At 73.5% G+C, this 19,746-nt stretch carries 14 protein-coding genes; 9 read left to right on the top strand and 5 right to left on the bottom strand.

Annotation, left to right across the window (positions count from 1 at the left end; genetic code table 11):
* The first annotated feature begins 80 nt into the window (after positions 1–80).
* Together ACIP5K_RS25775 and ACIP5K_RS25770 are read left to right on the top strand one after the other, a co-directional pair.
* On the top strand, positions 81–1,259 hold the full coding sequence (locus tag ACIP5K_RS25775; protein ID WP_401413101.1) for a protein phosphatase 2C domain-containing protein: 1,179 nt from the start codon (positions 81–83) through the stop codon (positions 1,257–1,259).
* A gap of 88 nt (positions 1,260–1,347) precedes the next feature.
* The gene (locus ACIP5K_RS25770) at positions 1,348–3,093 is read left to right on the top strand and encodes a pyruvate dehydrogenase (RefSeq protein ID WP_401413100.1); all 1,746 of its coding nucleotides are present in this window, start codon (positions 1,348–1,350) and stop codon (positions 3,091–3,093) included.
* A 36-nt stretch (positions 3,094–3,129) separates the two neighbouring features.
* Here the strand turns inward: ACIP5K_RS25770 and ACIP5K_RS25765 are convergent, their stop codons facing one another.
* Positions 3,130–6,237, bottom strand: coding sequence for an alpha-mannosidase (locus ACIP5K_RS25765; protein ID WP_401413099.1), 3,108 nt, complete (start codon positions 6,235–6,237; stop codon positions 3,130–3,132).
* A gap of 228 nt (positions 6,238–6,465) precedes the next feature.
* Here ACIP5K_RS25765 and ACIP5K_RS25760 point away from each other — a divergent pair, with 228 nt between their 5' ends.
* Entirely contained in the window at positions 6,466–6,936 is a 471-nt protein-coding gene (locus ACIP5K_RS25760; protein WP_401413098.1) for an ATP-binding protein, read from the top strand.
* 27 nt (positions 6,937–6,963) lie between these two features.
* On the opposite strand, the gene ACIP5K_RS25755 is transcribed toward ACIP5K_RS25760, so the two are convergent.
* Positions 6,964–8,040 (bottom strand): DUF2637 domain-containing protein, encoded by a 1,077-nt coding sequence (locus tag ACIP5K_RS25755; protein WP_401413097.1) that lies wholly within the window; start codon positions 8,038–8,040, stop codon positions 6,964–6,966.
* 186 nt (positions 8,041–8,226) lie between these two features.
* Positions 8,227–9,081 (bottom strand): (2Fe-2S)-binding protein, encoded by an 855-nt coding sequence (locus ACIP5K_RS25750; RefSeq protein WP_401413096.1) that lies wholly within the window; start codon positions 9,079–9,081, stop codon positions 8,227–8,229.
* Positions 9,082–9,222: 141 nt separating this feature from the next.
* On the opposite strand from ACIP5K_RS25750, the gene ACIP5K_RS25745 reads away from it, so the two are divergent.
* Positions 9,223–9,993 (top strand): GntR family transcriptional regulator, encoded by a 771-nt coding sequence (locus ACIP5K_RS25745; RefSeq protein ID WP_401413094.1) that lies wholly within the window; start codon positions 9,223–9,225, stop codon positions 9,991–9,993.
* Between the two features lie 67 nt (positions 9,994–10,060).
* Here ACIP5K_RS25745 and ACIP5K_RS25740 read toward each other — a convergent pair whose 3' ends face one another.
* Complete coding sequence (locus tag ACIP5K_RS25740) at positions 10,061–10,837, bottom strand: hypothetical protein (RefSeq protein WP_401413092.1); 777 nt, start codon at positions 10,835–10,837, stop codon at positions 10,061–10,063.
* Positions 10,838–10,952: 115 nt separating this feature from the next.
* Complete coding sequence (locus tag ACIP5K_RS25735) at positions 10,953–12,632, bottom strand: PucR family transcriptional regulator (protein WP_401413090.1); 1,680 nt, start codon at positions 12,630–12,632, stop codon at positions 10,953–10,955.
* 313 nt (positions 12,633–12,945) lie between these two features.
* Here ACIP5K_RS25735 and ACIP5K_RS25730 point away from each other — a divergent pair, with 313 nt between their 5' ends.
* From ACIP5K_RS25730 to ACIP5K_RS25710, 5 genes are all read left to right on the top strand, one after another.
* Positions 12,946–13,842 carry an FAD binding domain-containing protein gene (locus ACIP5K_RS25730; protein ID WP_401413088.1) on the top strand — a complete coding sequence of 299 codons (897 nt, stop codon included), beginning with the start codon at positions 12,946–12,948 and terminating at the stop codon, positions 13,840–13,842.
* Positions 13,842–14,429, top strand: a complete 588-nt coding sequence (locus ACIP5K_RS25725) for a (2Fe-2S)-binding protein (RefSeq protein ID WP_401413087.1) — start codon at positions 13,842–13,844, stop codon at positions 14,427–14,429. Before ACIP5K_RS25730 ends, ACIP5K_RS25725 begins: the two co-directional genes overlap by 1 nt.
* 4 nt (positions 14,430–14,433) lie before the next feature.
* A complete protein-coding gene (locus tag ACIP5K_RS25720; protein WP_401413084.1) occupies positions 14,434–16,833 on the top strand; it encodes a xanthine dehydrogenase family protein molybdopterin-binding subunit in 2,400 nt (799 codons plus the stop codon).
* A gap of 151 nt (positions 16,834–16,984) precedes the next feature.
* A complete protein-coding gene (locus ACIP5K_RS25715) occupies positions 16,985–18,436 on the top strand; it encodes an NCS2 family permease (RefSeq protein WP_401413081.1) in 1,452 nt (483 codons plus the stop codon).
* Positions 18,437–18,477: 41 nt separating this feature from the next.
* On the top strand, positions 18,478–19,626 hold the full coding sequence (locus ACIP5K_RS25710) for an XdhC family protein (RefSeq protein WP_401413079.1): 1,149 nt from the start codon (positions 18,478–18,480) through the stop codon (positions 19,624–19,626).
* Positions 19,627–19,746: the final 120 nt, after the last annotated feature.

Raw genomic sequence — 19,746 nt, 5'->3', positions numbered from 1 at the left:
CGGAGCCGGTGGGCCCGGCGATCCCGGCGGGCCGGGCGGGGCCGGAAGGCTCCGCGGCCCCGAAGGACCCGAGGACCCCGATGGCGCCCGGCAGGGCACCGGCACCGGCACCGGCGGGGCCGGTGATGAGTCCGTCCCCGCCGCCCTGGGGCCCGCCGCCCTCCGAACCGCCCGCCCCCGTCGCCGGGACGCCGCCCCCCGGCACCGCGGGGCCCGCCCCGCGCACCCCGCCCCGGCCCACCGTGCCCGCCCCCGCGAGCCCGCCGCCGTTCCCGGCCGAGCCTCCGGAGCGGGTCGTTCCGTACGTGGGGGACGGCCCGCCCACCTACGAGGCGGAGCCCACCACGCTGCCCGCCGCGGACCCCGACGACCTGGACGGCCTGGTCGCCGACACCGTGCTCGACGGGGCCCGGTACGGCTCCTGCGTGCTGCGGGTGGCGTCGGTGCGCGGCGACTCCGCGCGCTACCGGGGCGAACCGCGCCGCGACACCATGCTCACCGCCCGCTTCGGCAGCGGGCCCGGCGCGCTGATCCTCGTCGCCCTCGCGACCGGCGCCCGCGCCACCCCGGGCGCCCACCGCGCCGCCGCCGACGTGTGCGACTGGATCGGGCGGGCCGTCGGGCTCAGCCACGCCCGGCTGGCCGAGGACATCAGGGCGGGCCGCCGCGGCGACCTCAAATCGGGGCTGCACCGGCTCACCGACCGCAGCCTGGGCAAGCTGCGGGCCGCCGCCGCCGAACAGGGCCTCGACCCCGACGAGTACAGCGCCACCCTGCGCTGTCTGCTCGTCCCCGCCGACCCCGACTGCCGCACCCGCGTCTACTTCGGCGTCGGCGGCGGCGGCCTGTTCCGGCTCCGCGGCGGCGCCTGGCAGGACATCGAGCCGAACGTGGAGCAGCGCACCGGCGCCCCCGTGGTCGGCTACGGCTCGCCGCCGTCCGCCGAACCGCCCGGCGGCGACCGCCTCACCATGGACCTGGGCATCACCACCCCGCCCAGCCCCTACGAACCCGCGCCGCGACCGCCCCGCGACCCGTTCCGGTTCCGCGCCTCCGTCGCCCGCCCGGGCGACACCCTGCTGCTGTGCACGGCGGGCCTCGCCGAGCCGCTGCGCGGCGAGCCGGACCTGGCCCGCCACCTCGCGGACCGCTGGGCGGACGCCGAGCCGCCGGGCCTCGCCGCGTTCCTCGCGGACACCCAGATCCGGGTCAAGGGGTACGCGGACGACCGCACGGCCGCCGCCGTTTGGGAGGCGTAACACCGCCCCGTGTGAATTCATGGAACCCGGAAGCAGTGATCGGCACGCGACCGAGACCGAAACCGGGTTCCGAAGGGGCACACACGTCATGGCCAAGCAGAACGTCGCGGAACAGTTCGTCGACATCCTCGTCCGCGCCGGCGTCAAGCGCCTGTACGGCGTCGTCGGCGACAGCCTCAACCCGGTCGTCGACGCCATCCGCCGCAACAGCGCCATCGACTGGATCCACGTACGCCACGAGGAGACCGCCGCCTTCGCCGCGGGCGCCGAGGCGCAGGTCACCGGGCAGCTGGCGGCCTGCGCGGGCTCCTGCGGCCCCGGCAACCTGCACCTCATCAACGGCCTGTACGACGCGCACCGCTCCATGGCGCCGGTGCTCGCCCTCGCCTCGCAGATCCCGTCCAGCGAGATCGGCCTCGGCTACTTCCAGGAGACCCACCCCGACCGGCTCTTCACCGAGTGCTCGCACTACAGCGAGATGATCTCCAGCCCGAAGCAGATGCCGCGCGTGCTCCAGACCGCGATCCAGCACGCTGTGGGCCGTTCGGGTGTCAGCGTCGTCTCGCTGCCCGGCGACGTCGCCGACGAGGCCGCCCCGGACGGCGGCGTCGAGACCGCGATCGTCACATCCCGGCCCACGATCCGCCCGGGCGACGCCGAGATCGACAGGCTCGTCGAGATGATCGACGCGGCCGACAAGGTCACCCTGTTCTGCGGCAGCGGCACCGCCGGCGCGCACGCCGAGGTCATGGAGTTCGCCGAGAAGATCAAGTCGCCGGTCGGGCACGCGCTGCGCGGCAAGGAGTGGATCCAGTACGACAACCCCTTCGACGTCGGCATGAGCGGCCTGCTCGGCTACGGCGCCGCCTACGAGGCCACCCACGAGTGCGACCTGCTGATCCTGCTCGGCACGGACTTCCCGTACAACGCGTTCCTGCCGCAGAAGGACGTGAAGATCGTCCAGGTCGACGTCCGGCCCGAGCACCTCGGCCGCCGCTCCAAGCTCGACCTCGCGGTGTGGGGCGACGTCCGCGAGACGCTGCGCTGTCTGACCCCGCGCGTCCGGCCCAAGAGCAACCGCCGCTTCCTCGACAAGATGCTGAAGAAGCACGCCGACCACCTCGAAGGCGTCGTCAAGGCCTACACCCGCAAGGTCGACAAGCACGTCCCGATCCACCCCGAGTACGTCGCCTCCGTCCTCGACGAACTCGCCTCCGACGACGCCGTGTTCACCGTCGACACCGGCATGTGCAACGTCTGGGCGGCCCGCTACATCTCGCCCAACGGCCGGCGCCGGGTCATCGGCTCGTTCTCCCACGGCTCGATGGCGAACGCGCTGCCGATGGCGATCGGCGCCCAGTTCACCGACCGCGAGCGGCAGGTCATCTCGATGTCCGGCGACGGCGGCTTCTCCATGCTGATGGGCGACTTCCTGACGCTGGTCCAGTACGACCTGCCCGTCAAGGTCGTCCTGTTCAACAACTCCGCCCTCGGCATGGTCGAGCTGGAGATGCTGGTGGCGGGGCTGCCCTCGTACGGCACCACCAACAAGAACCCCGACTTCGCCGCCGTCGCCCGCGCCGCCGGTGCCTACGGCGTCCGCGTGGAGAAGCCCAAGCAGCTCGCCGGCGCCCTGAAGGACGCCTTCAAGCACAAGGGCCCCGCGCTCGTCGACATCGTCACCGACCCGAACGCGCTGTCCATCCCGCCGAAGATCAGCGCCGACATGGTCACGGGCTTCGCGCTCTCCGCCTCCAAGATCGTCCTGGACGGCGGGGTGGGCCGCATGGTGCAGATGGCCCGCTCCAACCTGCGCAACGTGCCCCGTCCCTGACGGCCTGTCGGCCGGGCGCGGTGCGGGCGTCCCGGCTCAGACGGGCCGCAGCCGCAGCGTCAGGATCTGGAACGGCCGCAGGGTCAGCGACAGGCCGCTGTCCGAGGTGGCGGCGGGGTGCAGCGGCCGCTCCAGCAGGTCGGTCACGTCGGCGCCCGCCACCGGGAACCCGGCGGTGAGCGTCGCCGCGGCCCGCCCGCCCCGCGACTCGTAGAGCCGGACCACGACGTCGCCGCTGCGGTCCTCGGCGAGCTTCACCGACTCCACCGTCACCGCCGGATCGTCGACCGTGATCACGGGCGTCAGCGGCGGTGCATCGGCGATCCGCAGCGGCAGGTTCAGGGCCAGCCCCTCCGCGACCGCGTCGCCGGTCGTGGCCCCCGGCCGCAGCGCGTACGTGAACCGGTGCGTGCCCAGATCGGTCTCCGGGTCGGGGGAGTGCGGGGCCCGCAGCAGCGTCAGCCGCACCGTGGTGCCCAGCACCCCGGCCCGGTCGCCGTCCCGCTCGCCGTCGCCGTCGCCCTCGCCGCCGTGCCGGGTGCGGGTCACGTCGTGCCCGTACGTCGAGTCGTTGACCAGCGCGATCCCGTACCCCTCCTCGGCCACCCGCAGCCAGCGGTGCGCGCAGATCTCGTAACGGGCGGCGTCCCAGCCGGTGTTGACGTGCGTGGGCCGGTGCACGTGCCCGAACTGGATCTCCGCCGTGGACCGTTCGGCGTGCACGTCCAGCGGGAACGCCGCCTTCAGGACCTTCTCCGACTCCTGCCAGTCGATCTCCGTGACGACGTCGAGCCGCCTGCTGCCCGCCGCGAGCCGGTACTCCTGGGTGATCCGCGACCGGTTGACGGAGCGCACGACGCGGACCGCGACCCGCAGCGGCCCGTCCTCCACCAGCTCCACCGACTCCGCGCCGGTCAGGTCCGTCCGGGTGTGCCGGTAGTGGGCGTCCAGGTCCCAGGCGTCGAACCGGGTCGGGTGGTCGGGGTGCAGCTGGAGCAGGTTCCCCCGGGCGCCCGGGGCCAGCGCCTCGCGGCCGCCGTGCGCCAGGTCCCGCACGGAGGCGAGCAGCCCGTCGGCGTCGACGGCCACCGTCAGGTGCCCGTTCGCCAGGACGATCCTCCCGTCGGCCCCACGGGTCGCCGCCGCGTGCGCGCCGGGATCCTGCGGGCGCCCGGCGGCGCCGGTCAGCGGCGCCGCGCCGAGCCCGCCGACCTCCACCTGCACCAACCGCCCTTCGTGCGCGACGACGTCGCGGCGCGGGTAGGGGGAGGCGTTGAGCGCCGAGGGCGCGCCGCCGCCGAGCCGGGCCACCGCGTCGGCGGTGAGCGCGTCCAGCTCGGCGAGCACACCCGCGTAGGTCTCCCGGGCCTCCCGGTGGACCCACGCGATCGACGAACCGGGCAGGATGTCATGGAACTGGTGCAGCAGCACCGTCTTCCAGATCCGGTCCAGATCCTCGTACGGGTACCCGTACGAGGGATCGCGCAGCGCCGCCGCCGTGCACCACAACTCGGCCTCGCGCAGGGCGTGTTCGCTGCGCCGGTTGCCCTGCTTCGTCTTCGCCTGCGTGGTGTAGGTCGCCCGGTGCGTCTCCAGGTACAGCTCCCCGGACCACACCGGCGCCCGCTCCCCGTACTCCGCGAACGCCGCCTCGAAGAACGCCGACGGCGACTCGATCGCCACGGTCGGCGACCCCTCCAGCGAGCGCAGCCGGCGCGCCTTCTCCAGCATCTCGCGGGTCGGACCGCCGCCGCCGTCGCCCCAGCCGAACGGCACCAGGGAGCGCGAGGCGCCGCCCTTCTCCGCGAAGTTCCGCTCCGCGTGCGCCAGTTCACGCGCGTGGAACTGCGCGTTGTAGGTGTCCACCGGCGGGAAGTGGGTGAAGACCCGGGTGCCGTTGATGCCCTCCCACCAGAAGGTGTGGTGCGGCATTTTGTTCGTCCGGTTCCAGCTCAGCTTCTGCGTCAGGAACCACTTGGCGCCCGCCAGCCGCGCCAACTGCGGGAAAGCGGCGGTGTATCCGAAGGAGTCCGGCAGCCAGACCTCCTCGGTCTCCACGCCCAGCTCGTCCAGGAAGAACCGCTTGCCGTGCACCAGCTGCCGGGCCAGCGCCTCACCGCCCGGCATGTTGGCGTCCGACTCCACCCACATCGAGCCGACCGGCGCCCAGTTCCCCGCCCGCACCGCCTCCTTGACCCGGTCCCACAGGTGCGGCTGGTGCTCCTTCACCCACGCGTACTGCTGCGCCTGGGAGCAGGCGAAGACCAGCTCGGGGTAGTCGCGGGCGAGCGCCGTGACGTTCGCGAAGGTGCGGGACGCCTTGCGGACGGTCTCGCGCAGCGGCCACAGCCACGCCGAGTCGATGTGCGCGTGCCCGGCCGCCGAGATCCGGTGGGCGCTGGCGTGCGCGGGACGGGCCAGGACCTCGGCCAGCTCGGCGCGGGCGGCGACCGCCGTGCCGGTCACGTCGTGCAGGTCGAGCGTGTCCAGCATCCGCTCCAGGGCGCGCAGGACGTCATGGCGCCGGCCCCGGTCCGCGTCCAGCTCGTGCATCAGCTCGGAGAGCACCTCGACGTCGAGCACGAGATGCCACACGGCCTCGTCGAGCACGGCCAGGTCGGCGGAGCGGAACCGGTGGAGGGGGCGGTCCCCGGCCGTCAGCACGTCGCCGAGCGGAGTGGGTGTGAAGTCCCAGGCGACCGTCGGATTGGCCGCCGCCTCCAGCAGCAGCCGCACCGGTTCGCCCCCGGCCGCGCGCTCCGCGACGGTCAGGTGCCGATTGCGCGGGTGGATGCCCTTCAGGGGGACGCCCGCGGCGTCGTGGAGCAGCCCCTCGGCCTGGAAGCCGGGCCCCTGCCCGGTGAACCCGGGGTCGACGACGGCCTCGACGCGCAGCCCCGCCCACTCCTCGGGCACCGCCCCCTCCAGCCGGAACCAGCTCGTCGACCAGGGCGGTCCCCAGTCGGTGCCGGTCTCGAAGGGCTCGTACACGGCCTTCAGCGCCTCGGCGACGGGCACGGGCTCGCCGGGCGCGTGCCACACGCTCAGGGCCAGCGGTGTGCGCCGCGCGTACTGCGCGGGCCGGACGAACTGGCGCATCGCCCGCTCCAGTCGGTCCTCCACGTGCTGTCGGTCGTCGTGCACGGCGGCTCCCTCCCACTCCTGCGGCCGGGGTGCGGTCCCCCTGCGGGGGTGCGTTCCCCGCTTCCCCGCCCCGCACCCGCCCGGGGCGGCCCGGACGCGATGGACGAATCAACAGGAGTGCGGACAGAGCAGCGGGGAATGCATGCCCGTGTACGCGTTCGACGGACAGGCCGAGGAGTACGGGTCAAGGGCGAGAAGGGAATGGGGATCGGCGTGTGGGCGGGGGTCATGAGACGGCAGGTGCACGACGTCAGGGACAGGGTGACCGGAACGGGGGAGGGGGCGCCGCGGCAGCTGCGCAGGAAACTGGGGCACGCGGACCTGCGGGTGGTACCGGAGACCCGGCGCGCGCTGCGTGAACTGCTCCGGCACTGGGGCAGGCCGGGACGGGCGGAGATAGCCGAGCTGCTCACCAGCGAACTGGTCACCAACGCGCTGGTGCACACCGGGCGCGACGCGGAACTCGTCGCGACCGTGGGCCCCCGGGGGCTGCGGGTGGAAGTGCGCGACAAGGTGGCGCACCGGCCGGAGCTGGGGGTACCGGACGCCGACACCGGTACGCACAGCACGCACGGCCGGGGCCTGATCCTCGTGCAGTCGCTCGCGGACGCCTGGGGCGTCACGGCGCTCGGCGTCGGACGGCGGTCCGGCAAGGTGGTGTGGTTCGAGCTGGCCCCGGAGGCCGGCGGCGCCGTGTGACACCGCCCGCCTCCGGGTGACGGACCGTCAGCCGAACTGCTGCTCAAGGTCCTTGAGCTTGCGCTCCAGGGTGTCGAGCCGGGGCAGCGCCTGGGTGTCGTCCTCCGCCGTCAGGTCGACGGTCGTGGACGGCGGCTCGGTGCCGCCCCGCACGGCCTGGAGCGAGGGCCGCGACCGCAGCGGGAGCTGCTCGGGCGAGGGCGGGGACTCCTCCGGTATGGCGGGGTCCTGGCCGCCCTGCGCGGAGCCCGCCGACGCGGTCACGGCCGGCACCTCCACCTGGCGGCCACCGCGCCCGGGCAGGCCGCCGTGGCCCCGGCTGAGCGCCCGCAGCTGCGCGCGCTCCAGCTTCTGGTGCTCGCGCTGCCGCATCCGGTTCTGCACCTTCTGCCGCTTGTCCTCGCGGACCTCGTCGACCGCCTCGTCCAGCGTCCGGACGTTCTCCAGCAGCATCAGCGACCAGGCGCTGTACGTCTCCCGGGGCGCGCGCAGCCACCGGACGATCCGGATCTGCGGCAACGGCCGCGGCACCAGGCCCTGTTCGCGCAGCGCCGCGCGGCGGGTCTGCTTCAGGGCGCGGTCGAAGAGGACGGCCGCCGACAGCGACATCCCGGCGAAGAAGTGCGGGGCGCCCGCGTGGTCGAGCCCGCGCGGCGCGTGCACCCAGTTGAACCAGGCGGCGGCGCCGGCGAACGTCCAGACGAGTATCCGCGAGCCGAGCGCGGCGTCGCCGTGGCTGGCCTCGCGCACCGCGAGCACCGAGCAGAACATCGCGGCGCCGTCGAGGCCGAAGGGGACCAGGTACTCCCAGCCCCCGGTCAGGCTCAGGTTCTGCCGGCCGAAGCCGACCAGGCCGTGGAAGGAGAGCGCGGCGGCGACGGCGGCGCAGCAGAACAGCAGCACGTACGAGGCGGTGCCGTAGACGGCCTCCTTGCGCCTGCGCCGCTCCTCACTGCGTTCCCAGGACTCGTCCATCGCCGATCCGCCCTTCTTCCCGTCCCCGGAGCGCCTGCCGCGCGCGAGGACCGCAACCGCCGCCAGTCCGCCCAGGAGCAGTACGGCGCCCGGAAGCAGCCAGTCCAGCGATATGTCGGTCAGTCTCATCTGGGGTCCCTTGCGTTGCGGTAGGGCTTTCGGGCGCCATAGTGGCCCAGCCGTCCGAGCCCGCAGGGGGTTTCGGGACAAGAGAACGCCATTGGAGTGCGAGGGGGCGCGTCAAGCGGCCGTACGCTCGAACTCCCGCCGCGGAATGGGCTGTTGGGTTCGATTTACGTCACTCGTACGAGTGGTTCAGGCTGCCGCGGTTGCCGTGAGGCGGTCGACGCGGTCCGCGTCGCAGGTGCGCGGGCAGGTCACGCAGGTGTCCTCGGGGCGCAGCGTGTAGAAGAGGCAGCAGCTGGCGCGGTCCCGGGTGGGCAGGGTCTCGCCCGCGGGTCCGGTCAGCTCGCGGAAGGCGGCCCGGCCGACGTACGGCTTCGTGGTGCCGGGGAGAAGCTCCTCCAGCTCGGTCATCGCGCGCCGCTCCTCGCCGAGCAGGTGACCGACGTACCACAGGCTCTCGACGATCTCGTCCGTGGCCATGCCCCACAGGGCGCGCGGGCCGCGCCGCATCCGGGGGCCGAAGCCGCTCAGGACGGGCCTGAGGTGGTCGGCGACCGCCGCGCGGACCTCCGCGCGCAGCGCCTCCTCATCGGGGACGACGTGCGCGCCGGGCCGGTCCGCCGCCGGGTCGCCGGGCAGGCAGGCGAAATCGGTGACGCGTACCGCCATCCGGCCGAGCGCCCGCTGGAAGGAGACCTGGGCGGCCGGGAAGCGCGGGACCCTGCGGTGCAGGAACCAGGGGACCGTGATCAGCAGGCAGGCCGGCCAGGCGTAGCGGTGCAGGCCGAAACTGGCGATGACGTCGGGGCGGGCCTGCTGGCCGTAGTCCTTGAGGACCTGGGCGTTGTCCCACGCCAGGAACGCGTCGAGGGCGGGGCCCGGCTGCGCCAGGTCCTCGGTGCGGACCCAGCCGGCGCCGTGCGGCAGCGGCTCGTCCGGGCCCAGCTCGCTGATCCGCAGGCTCGGGAACACCTCGGTGAGGCGGGCGTACGCGGCCGACACCGCGCTGTCCGTCGTGGCGTGCGCCGGGGTGAGCAGAGTCATGCGGGGACCACCGAATCGCGATCGTTTGCAGGTAAGCCTTACCTTACCCGACGTTCTCGGGGTTTGAACTGCGGGCCGTGCGCCCTATGGTTCTGGGTTGGGATGGGGACAAAGAGCGACGAACGGCGAGGAACGGCGGCGATGGGGATGACCGGGGTGGAGCGGACCAGACCGCGCGCGGCACCTCTCGCGGTGCCGGAGCAGCGCGGTGCCGCCTCCCCCGGCTCCCCGGCCTCCGCCGCCTCCTCCGACTCCTCGGCCTCCGCCGGCCGCAGCCGCGGTGACCACACCCACAGCGAGCCGCCCGCGCCACGGGTCGCCGTCGAGCGGACCTCCGTGCGCGGGCAGGTCCTCGACGCCCTGCGGGCCGCGCTGCTCTCCGGTGAGCTGACGCCGGGCGAGGTGTACTCGGCGCCGCTGCTCGGCGAGCGGTTCGGGGTCTCGGCCACGCCCGTGCGCGAGGCCATGCAGCTGCTGGCCCGCGAGGGCGCCGTCGAGGTCGTGCCGAACCGGGGGTTCCGGGTCACCGAGCGGAGCGCCCGGGAGCTGGCCGAGCTGGCCGAGGTGCGGGCGCTCATCGAGGTGCCGGTCGTGCTGCGGCTCGCCCGCGCGCTGCCGGCCGGGCGCTGGGCCGCGCTGCGGCCCGCCGCCGAGGAGACCGTGACCGTGGCCGCGCGCGCGGACGTGGCGCGCTACGCCGAGGCGGACCGGGCCTTCCACCGGGCCCTGCTGGGGCTCGGGGGGAACGAGCAGCTGGTGCGGGTCGCCGATGACCTGCGGCGGCGGGTGGTCTGGTCGGCCTGCGACCTCGCGGCCGACGCCGGGCAGCACGTGGCGCTCCTCGACGCCCTGGAATCCCAGGACGTCCCGTCCCTCCACCACGTCCTGGACGCCCACTACCACGCTTCCTGACCCGCTCCGCGGCCCGGCGCCCCGCGCTCCCGTCGGGGCCTGCGGCGGTCCCGGCCGGGGAAGCCGGTCAGGCCGCCGCGGGCAGGACGGCGGCCAGCCAGGTCGGCACCCCGCCCAGCAGGCGGAAGAGGCGGGCGGCCTCGGCGGTGAGGCGGGCCTTGGTCTCCGCCTCCGGCTCGGCCTCGGCCAGCGAGACCAGCGCGGGGGCCGTGCCCACCAGATAGCCCAGCTCCTCGCGCAGCCGCAGCGACTCGGCGAACCCCCGCCGGGCCTCGGCCAACTCCCCGTCCCGCAGCGCGAGCCCGGCCAGATGCCGCCAGGTGAAGGACAGCAGCAGCGGATCGCCGTGGGCGGTGGCCCCGGCATGGGCCCGGCGGTACGCGGCCCGGGCGGCCTGCGGCGCGTCCGTCAGGTTCTCCGCCATCAGGCCGCGCCGGAAGTCGAGCAGCGCCCGCCCCGCGGCGCCGGGGGCGATCAGCGCGGCGGCCCGCCCGAACGCCGAACGGGCCTCGTCGACCCGGTCCCGGACCCTCAGCAACGTCGCCGCGTAGGCGAGCTGACCCCGCTCGCAGGCCGCGGCCCCCCGCTCCTCGTCGGTGTGGGCCAGCGCCTCGGCGGCCCGCAGGGCGTCCTCGGCCTCGGCCCAGCCCTGCTCCGTGTACAGGCAGCGCTCCCCGAGCAGCCCCGCCCGCTGGAGCGCGGCGGCCGGGTCGGCGGCCGCGTGCGGGTCGAGGAGGGCCGCGGCGTCGGCCCAGCAGCCGCGCGAGCGCAGCCGCCACACCGCGGTCTGGAGTGGATCGTCCCCTGCGTTCGTTCCCGTACCAGACATGGCGGGATGCGCCACGTTGCCCTCCCCGAGCACGCCATCGAGCCGAGATGATGAGGGGCATCTCAGCACGGATCACGGCACCCGGCCAAGGGGGTGGGTGAAAGAATTCACAAACGCGTGGGGTGGCGCGTCAGCTCATCCGCAGGGCCAGGAAGAAGTCCAACTTGTCCTCCAGGCGCGCCAGATCACGGTTCGTCAGCTGCTCGATCCGGCCGACGCGGTAGCGCAGCGTGTTGACGTGCAGGTGCAGCCGCGAGGCGCAGCGGGTCCACGAACCGTCGCAGTCGAGGAACGCCTCCAGGGTCGGGATCAGCTCCGCGCGGTGCTTGCGGTCGTAGTCGCGCAGCGGGTCCAGGAGCCGGGCGGTGAAGGCGCGCCGCACGTCGTCCGGGACGAACGGCAGGAGCAGGACGTGGGACGCCAGCTCCTGGTGCCCGGCCGCGCAGACCAGGCCGGTGCGCGCCCCCGCGACCCGGCGGGCGTGCCGGGCCTCCTCCAGGGCGCCGCGCAGCCCCTCCGCCGAGTGCACGGCGGCGCTGACGCCGATGGTCAGCCGCCCGTCGTCGGCGAGCCCGGCCGACAGCGGGTCCCGTACGGAGGTCAGCAGTGCGTCGGCGATCAGGCCCTGGTCCGGCCCGTCCTCCTCCGTCGGCACCGCGGGCAGCGGGACGAGCGCGATCGCCTCGTCGCCGGTGTGCGCCACGGCGATCCGGTCGGACGGCTCGGGGCCGGACGACAGCGGGTCGACGAGGATCTCCTCCAGGAGCGACTGGGCGACCGGGCCGCCCTCGATGTCGCCGCCCTCCCACTCGACCTTCGCGACGACGACCTGCCAGTGCGGGGCCGTGCCCAGCCCGGGCAGCAGCACCGGCGCGGCGACCCGCAGCCGGGCGGCGATCTCGGCGGGGGCGGCGCCCGACTGGACCAGTTCGAGCACCTCCTGGGCGAGCCTGCGGCGCACCGTGCGGGCCGCGTCGCGCCGGTCGCGCTCGACGGAGATCAGCTGGGTGACGCCCTGGAGCAGGTCCAGCCGCTCCTCGGGCCAGTCGCCCGCGTCGGCCTCGACCGCGAGCAGCCAGTCCGACAGCACCGTCTCGCGCACGTCACGGGAGCCCGCGAGGGCCGCGCCGCGGGCGCCGGAGCGGATCGGGAACAGCGAGTACGGGCTGCCGCCGACGGTGACCCGGTGCGGGGCGCGGCGGCCCGTGCGGGTCGCCGACAGGTGCTCGGCGGCCAGCCGGGCGCAGACCGCGCGGTCCAGCTCGGGCCCGCCGGCGCCGGAGCCCGCTATCGCCCGGCCCGCGGGGGAGAGCACCCAGGCGCGCAGGTCCAGGTCGCTGCCGAGCAGGTCGAGGACGACGTCGGGGCCGCCGCCCGTGGGCCCGGACGTCATCAGCCGCCGGTGCCGGTCCACGACCGCGGCGAGGTCGCCCGCGCGCTCGCCGGAGACCTGGCGCACCACGTGCTCCGTGATGGTCGCGAACGCCACCGACTCGTTCACCGCGAAGAGCGGCAGCCGGTGCTGGGCGCACGCCCGGACGAGATCGTCGGGCACCGCCCCCAGCTCCGCCTCGCCGGCCGCCAGGGCCGTGACCCCGGCCGCGGCGAGGATCCGTACGAAGGGTTCCGAGTCCGCCGCGTCCCGGCGCCAGGCCAGACCCGTGAGGACCAGCTCGCCGCCGGACAGATAGCGGCTGGGGTCCCGCAGGTCCGTGGTCATCACGCCCCGGACGGTGCGGTCCAGCTCGTCCTCGCCGCCGAGGAGCCTGAGGCCCAGCGCGTCCGTGTCCAGCAATGCGCGCAGCCGCATGTCTTCGTCGCCGCCGATCTGTCTCGAAGTGTGCGTGAGGGAGTACGCCGCCCGTTTCCCAGGGGAAACGGAGAGGTTACTGATGTCCTCTGTTCATACGAATCTACAAGACACCCGTCTTGGTCAGCCAACTCCTTCATGGTTTCCGTGACTGACCCCGGTGCGGTACACCGCTGTGTACTGGGCCCACTCCGCGTGAACAGAACATGAACGAGCCTCAGTGATCCGCACATCCGTGGCTCGATCGCATCGCCAGACGATCATCGAACGATCCACGCACGACGCCTAACGATTACGAAGAAGAGAGCCGCTCATGGACTTCCTTCGCCCCGCCAGCTGGGAGGAGGCGCTCGCCGCCAAGGCCGAGCACCCCACGGCTGTGCCGATTGCGGGTGGCACCGATGTGATGGTCGAGATCAACTTCGACCACCGGCGGCCCGAGTACCTGCTCGACCTCAACCGCATCAGCGAGCTGAGCCAGTGGGAGGTGGGAGAGGGAGCCGACGGTACGGTCCGGCTCGGCGCCTCCGTCCCCTACACCAAGATCATGGAGGAGCTGCGGACCGAACTGCCCGGCCTCGCGCTCGCCTCGCACACCGTCGCCTCGCCGCAGATCCGCAACCGCGGCGGCGTCGGCGGCAACCTCGGCACCGCCTCCCCGGCCGGTGACGCCCACCCCGCGCTGCTCGCCGGCGGCTGCGAGGTCGAGGCCGAGTCGGTGCGCGGCACTCGCATGATCCCGATCGACGAGTTCTACACGGGCGTGAAGCGCAACGCGCTCGCCCCCGACGAGCTGATCCGCGCCGTCCACCTGCCCAAGGCGCGGGGCCCCCAGCAGTACTCCAAGGTCGGCACCCGCAACGCCATGGTGATCGCCGTGTGCGCCTTCGGGCTCGCGGTGCACCCCGACACGCGGACCGTGCGCACCGGCATCGGCTCCGCCGCGCCCACCCCGGTCCGCGCCAAGGAGGCCGAGCAGTTCCTCAACGCCGCGCTCGACGAGGGCGGGTTCTGGGACAACGGCCGGATCATCACCCCCTCGGTCGCCAAGCAGTTCGCGGACCTGTGCGCCGCGGCCTGCAACCCGATCGACGACGTACGCGGCACCGCCTCGTACCGCCGGCACGCGGTCGGCATCATGGCCCGGCGCACGCTGACCTGGGCCTGGGAGTCCTTCCGCACCACGAACACGATGGGGGGCGCGGCGTAATGCGCGTCAATTTCACGGTCAACGGCCGCCGCCAGGAAGCCGACGACGTGTGGGAGGGCGAGTCCCTGCTGTACGTGCTGCGCGAGCGGATGGGCCTTCCCGGCTCCAAGAACGCCTGTGAGCAGGGCGAGTGCGGTTCCTGCACCGTCCGCCTCGACGGCGTGCCGGTCTGCTCCTGTCTGGTCGCCGCCGGACAGGTCGAGGGCCGCGAGGTCGTCACCGTCGAAGGGCTCGCCGACTTCGCGAAGAACCGCGCGTGCGGCTCCCACGGGACCGGCGGCGCCTGCGGCACCTCGCTCCAGGAGGCGCAGGGCTGGTCCGCCGCGCACGGCACCGACTCGCAGACCGGCGAGGGCACCGAACTCGCCCCCATCCAGCAGGCGTTCATCGACGCCGGAGCCGTCCAGTGCGGCTTCTGCACCCCGGGCCTGCTGGTCGCCGCCGACGAGATGCTGGAGCGCACCCCGAACCCGTCGGACGCGGACATCCGCGAGGCGCTCTCGGGCAACCTGTGCCGCTGCACGGGCTACGAGAAGATCATGGACGCGGTACGGCTCGCCGCCGCGCGCCAGTCCGAGGAGGTCTGAGGACATGGCTGACACACGTACGACGGGCATCCCCTTCAACGTCACGCAGGGCGCCCCGACCAAGGGCGGCATCGGCGAGTCCACGCTCCGCCCGGACGGCACCCTCAAGGTCACCGGCGAGTTCGCGTACTCGTCCGACATGTGGCACGAGGACATGCTGTGGGGCCAGATCCTGCGCTCCACGACCGCGCACGCCGAGATCGTCTCCATCGACACCGGCGAGGCCCTCGCGACCCCCGGCGTCTACGCGGTCCTCACCTACGACGACCTGCCGACCGACGTGAAGCGGTACGGCCTGGAGTTCAAGGACACCCCCGTCCTCGCGCACGGCAAGGTCCGCCACCACGGCGAGCCCGTCGCGCTGGTCGCGGCCGACCACCCGGAGACCGCGCGCCGCGCCGCCGCCAAGATCAAGGTCGAGTACCGCGAGCTGCCCGTCATCACCGACGAGGCGTCCGCGACGGCACCCGACGCGATCCTCGTCCACGAGGGCCGCGACGACCACCACGCCGGCCACGTCCCGCACCAGAACATCGTGCACCGCCAGCCCATCGTCCGCGGCGACGTCGAACAGGCCGCGCGGCGCGCCGACTTCGTCGTCGAGGGCGACTACGTCTTCGGCATGCAGGACCAGGCGTTCCTCGGCCCCGAGTCGGGTCTCGCCGTGCCGTCCGAGGACGGCGGCGTCGACCTGTACGTGGCCACCCAGTGGCTGCACTCCGACCTCCAGCAGATCGCGCCCGTGCTCGGCCTGCCCGAGGACAAGGTGCGCATGACGCTGGCCGGCGTCGGCGGCGCGTTCGGCGGCCGCGAGGACCTGTCGATGCAGATCCACGCCTGCCTGCTCGCCCTGCGCACCAACAAGCCCGTCAAGATCGTCTACAACCGGTTCGAGTCCTTCTTCGGGCACGTCCACCGCCACCCCGCCAAGCTCCACTACGAGCACGGTGTGACCAAGGACGGCAAGATCACGCACATGAAGTGCCGGATCGTGCTCGACGGCGGCGCCTACGCCTCCGCCTCCCCGGCGGTCGTCGGCAACGCGTCCTCGCTGAGCGTCGGCCCGTACGTCATCGACGACGTCGACATCGAGGCGGTCGCGCTCTACTCCAACAACCCGCCCTGCGGCGCCATGCGCGGCTTTGGCGCGGTCCAGGCGTGCTTCGCCTACGAGGCGCAGATGGACAAGCTCGCCGACGTCATCGGCATGGACCGGGTCGCGTTCCGGCAGCTCAACGCCATGGAACAGGGCACCATCATGCCGACCGGCCAGCCGGTCGACTCCCCGGCGCCGGTCGCCGAACTGCTGCGCCGCGTCAAGGCGATGCCGCTGCCGATGGAGCGCCAGTGGGAGTCCAGCGAGGGCTCCGACGTACGCCAGCTGCCGGGCGGCCTGTCCAACACCACGCACGGCGAGGGCGTCGTCCGCGGCGTCGGCTACGCGGTCGGCATCAAGAACGTCGGCTTCTCCGAGGGCTTCGACGACTACTCCACCGCCAAGGTGCGCATGGAGGTCATCAACGGCGAGGCCGTCGCCACCGTGCACACCGCGATGGCGGAGGTCGGCCAGGGCGGCATCACCGTCCACGCGCAGATCGCCCGCACCGAACTGGGCGTCGCGCAGGTCACCATCCACCCCGCCGACACCCAGGTGGGCTCGGCCGGCTCGACGTCCGCCTCCCGGCAGACGTACGTCACCGGCGGCGCCGTCAAGAACGCCTGCGAACTGGTCCGCGAGAGGGTCCTGGAGATCGGGCGCCGCAAGATGGGCACCTACCACCCGGCGTGGGCCACCGCCGAACTCCTCCTGGAGGGCGGCAAGGTCGTCACCGACGGCGGCGAGGTCCTCGCGGACCTGGTCGACGTCCTGGAGGGCGAGGCCGTCGAGCTGGAGGAGGAGTGGCGCCACCGCCCCACCGAGGCCTTCGACCTGGTCACCGGCCAGGGCAACGGCCACGTGCAGTACTCCTTCGCCGCGCACCGCGCCGTCGTCGAGGTCGACACCGAACTCGGCCTGGTCAAGGTCATCGAACTGGCCTGCGCCCAGGACGTCGGCAAGGCGCTCAACCCGCTGTCCGTCGTCGGCCAGATCCAGGGCGGCACCCTCCAGGGCATGGGCATCGCCGTGATGGAGGAGATCGTCGTCGACCCCAAGACGGCGAAGGTCAGGAACCCCTCCTTCACGGACTACCTGCTCCCCACGATCCTCGACACGCCGACCATCCCGGTCGACGTGCTCGAACTCGCCGACGAGCACGCCCCGTACGGGCTGCGCGGCATCGGCGAGGCACCGACCCTGTCGTCCACCCCGGCCGTCCTCGCGGCGATCCGGAACGCGACCGGGCTCGAGCTCAACCGGACCCCGGTCCGGCCCGAGCACCTGACGGGCACGGCTCCGGCCTAGTCCCGTCCACGGGGTGCCGGTCCCGGTACCGGCACCCCGTCTCCCCCCACTTGCGTCTCGGGCCGTCCCCCGGGTCGTGCAGCCATCCCAAAACCCGCGCGATCCACAGAAGTGCGCGGGTGCCCCTGTGAACCTTGGGAAACGAGGCACCATGACCCAGCAGTCCGTGGAGCCGAAGACCGCCGCGGAGGACGCGGGCGCGGGAACGCGCCAGCCCGCCGGACGCTCTTGGCTCGACCGCTACTTCCACATCTCCGAGCGAGGGTCGACGTTCGCCCGCGAAGTGCGCGGCGGCATCACCACCTTCATGGCGATGTGTTACATCCTGCTGCTCAACCCGCTGCTGCTCGGCGGCCCCGACGTGGACGGCAACAAGCTCAGCCACGCCGGACTGATCACGGCCACCGCGCTCGCCGCCGCCGTGTGCACCCTCCTGATGGGCTTCGTCGGCAAGGTCCCGCTCGCGCTCGCCGCGGGCCTGTCCGTCTCCGGCGTCCTCGCCACCCAGGTGGCGCCCAACATGACGTGGCCGCAGGCCATGGGCATGTGCGTGCTCTACGGCGTGGTGATCGTGCTGCTCGTCCTCACCGGGCTGCGCGAGATCATCATGAACGCGATACCGCTGGCCCTGAAGCACGGCATCACCATCGGCATCGGCATGTTCATCGCCCTGATCGGGCTGGTCAACGCCGGCTTCGTCGGCAAGGGCAACCCGGTCACCCTCGGCGTCGGCGGACAGCTCTCCGGCTGGCCCGTCCTGCTCTTCAGCGTCACCCTGCTGCTCATCTTCATGCTCCAGGCGCGCAACATCCCCGGCGCGATCCTGATCGGCATCGTCGTCGGCACGATCCTCGCCGTCATCGTCAACGCGGTCTTCGACCTCAGCCCCAAGGTCTGGGGCGGCAGCCCGCCCGCGCTGTCCGGCAGCGCCGTCTCGATGCCCGACTTCGGACTCTTCGGCCACGTCGAGTTCGGCGGCTGGGACTCCATCGGCGGCATGACCGTCGGCATGATCGTCTTCACCCTGGTGCTCGCCGGCTTCTTCGACGCGATGGCCACCATCATCGGCGTCGGCACCGAGGCGAAGCTCGCCGACGACAAGGGCCGCATGCCGGGCCTGTCCAAGGCGCTGTTCATCGACGGCGCCGGCGGCGCCATCGGCGGTGTGGCGGGCGCCTCCGGGCAGACCGTCTTCATCGAGTCGGCCACCGGCGTCGGCGAGGGCGCCCGCACCGGCCTCTCGTCCGTCGTCACCGGCCTGTTCTTCGCCCTCGGCCTGTTCTTCACGCCGCTGGCCCAGATCGTCCCCGGCCAGGTCGCCGCCGCCGCCCTCGTCGTCATCGGCGCGATGATGATGCAGAACGCCCGGCACGTGGACTGGTCCGACCGGTCCGTCGCGGTGCCGGTGTTCCTCACCGTCGCCCTGATGCCCTTCACCTACTCGATCACGGCGGGCGTCGGCGCGGGAGTCATCTCCTACACGGCGATCAAGGCCGCCCAGGGGAAGTTCCGCGAGATCGGCGCCTTCATGTGGGTGCTGACCCTCGTCTTCCTCGTCTACTTCGGCCTGCACCCGATCGAGAGCTGGCTGGGCGTCAAGTAGCACCCGCCCCCTCACCCGCGCATCCGTAAGGAGACCGAGACATGCTGGACATCGCCGACGAGCTCGACCGGTGGGTCGAGCAGGGACGCGACTTCGCCGTGGCCACCGTGGTGGCCGTCGGCGGCAGCGCACCCCGGCAACCGGGAGCGGCCCTCGCCGTCGACAGCGACGGCACCGCGATCGGCTCGGTCTCCGGCGGATGCGTGGAGGGCGCGGTGTACGAACTGTGCCGGCAGGCCCTGGAGGACGGCGAGCCCGTCCTCGAACGGTTCGGGTACAGCGACGACGACGCGTTCGCCGTGGGGCTCACCTGCGGCGGCGTCATCGACATCCTGGTCACGCCGGTACGCGCCGCCGACACGGCCGTGCGCGGGGTGCTCGGGTCCGCGCTCGCCGCCGCCGCACGGGGGGAGGCGGCGGCGCTCGCCCGGATCGTGTCGGGCCCCGCCGACCTGATGGGCCGGGCGCTGCTCGTCCGCCCCGACGGCTCCCACGAGGGCGGGTTCGGCGCCCATCCCGAGCTGGACCGCACCGTTGTGGGGGAGGCGGTCGCGCACCTCGACGCCGGCCGCACCGCCACCCTGGAGATCGGGGAGCAGGGCTCGCGCTGCGGAGCACCGCTCACGCTGCTCATCGAGTCGTCCGTGCCCCCGCCCCGCATGATCGTGTTCGGCGCCATCGACTTCGCCTCCGCGCTGGTCCGCATGGGCAGGTTCCTCGGCTACCGCGTCACCGTCTGCGACGCGCGGCCCGTCTTCGCGACGGCCGCCCGCTTCCCGGACGCCGACGAGATCGTCGTCGAGTGGCCGCACAAGTACCTCGCGCGCACCGAGGTCGACGGCCGCACGGTGCTCTGCGTCCTCACCCACGACGCCAAGTTCGACGTCCCCCTGCTCCAGCTCGCGCTGCGGCTCCCGGTCGCGTACGTCGGCGCGATGGGCTCCCGCCGCACCCACCTCGCCCGCAACGAACGCCTGCGCGACGTCGGCGTCGGCGAACTGGAGCTGGCCCGCCTGCGCTCGCCCATCGGCCTCGACCTGGGCGCCCGCACCCCGGAGGAGGTGGCGGTGTCCATCGCCTCCGAGATCGTCGCCGCCCGGCGCGGCGGCAGCGGCGTCTCGCTGACCGGCGCGCACACCCCGATCCACCACGAGGCGGGATCGACGGCGCGCATCGGGTCCGTGGCCTGAGCGGTCGCCGGGGGGGGCCGGGGGGGGCGGGGCGGCCGCCGGGGGGGGCGCCCCCCGGGCCCCCCGGGCCCGCCGGGGCCCCCGCCCGGGCGACCGGCGGCGGGAACCGCCGGGCCTCCC

It is taken from the genome of Streptomyces sp. NPDC088785 (assembly GCF_044750685.1).
In the GTDB taxonomy this organism is placed as follows: domain Bacteria; phylum Actinomycetota; class Actinomycetes; order Streptomycetales; family Streptomycetaceae; genus Streptomyces.
This window is presented reverse-complemented; position numbering and strand designations above follow the sequence as displayed.

Bases quoted from the DNA above. Each gene is read 5' to 3' on its own strand.
- ACIP5K_RS25775 (WP_401413101.1), top strand. From the start codon at position 81: ATGGCGCCCGGCAGGGCACCGGCACCGGCACCGGCGGGGCCGGTGATG.
- ACIP5K_RS25770 (WP_401413100.1), top strand. From the start codon at position 1,348: ATGGCCAAGCAGAACGTCGCGGAACAGTTCGTCGACATCCTCGTCCGC.
- ACIP5K_RS25760 (WP_401413098.1), top strand. From the start codon at position 6,466: ATGAGACGGCAGGTGCACGACGTCAGGGACAGGGTGACCGGAACGGGG.
- ACIP5K_RS25755 (WP_401413097.1), bottom strand. From the start codon at position 8,040: ATGAGACTGACCGACATATCGCTGGACTGGCTGCTTCCGGGCGCCGTA.
- ACIP5K_RS25750 (WP_401413096.1), bottom strand. From the start codon at position 9,081: ATGACTCTGCTCACCCCGGCGCACGCCACGACGGACAGCGCGGTGTCG.
- ACIP5K_RS25745 (WP_401413094.1), top strand. From the start codon at position 9,223: ATGGGGATGACCGGGGTGGAGCGGACCAGACCGCGCGCGGCACCTCTC.
- ACIP5K_RS25735 (WP_401413090.1), bottom strand. From the start codon at position 12,632: ATGCGGCTGCGCGCATTGCTGGACACGGACGCGCTGGGCCTCAGGCTC.
- ACIP5K_RS25730 (WP_401413088.1), top strand. From the start codon at position 12,946: ATGGACTTCCTTCGCCCCGCCAGCTGGGAGGAGGCGCTCGCCGCCAAG.
- ACIP5K_RS25725 (WP_401413087.1), top strand. From the start codon at position 13,842: ATGCGCGTCAATTTCACGGTCAACGGCCGCCGCCAGGAAGCCGACGAC.
- ACIP5K_RS25720 (WP_401413084.1), top strand. From the start codon at position 14,434: ATGGCTGACACACGTACGACGGGCATCCCCTTCAACGTCACGCAGGGC.
- ACIP5K_RS25715 (WP_401413081.1), top strand. From the start codon at position 16,985: ATGACCCAGCAGTCCGTGGAGCCGAAGACCGCCGCGGAGGACGCGGGC.
- ACIP5K_RS25710 (WP_401413079.1), top strand. From the start codon at position 18,478: ATGCTGGACATCGCCGACGAGCTCGACCGGTGGGTCGAGCAGGGACGC.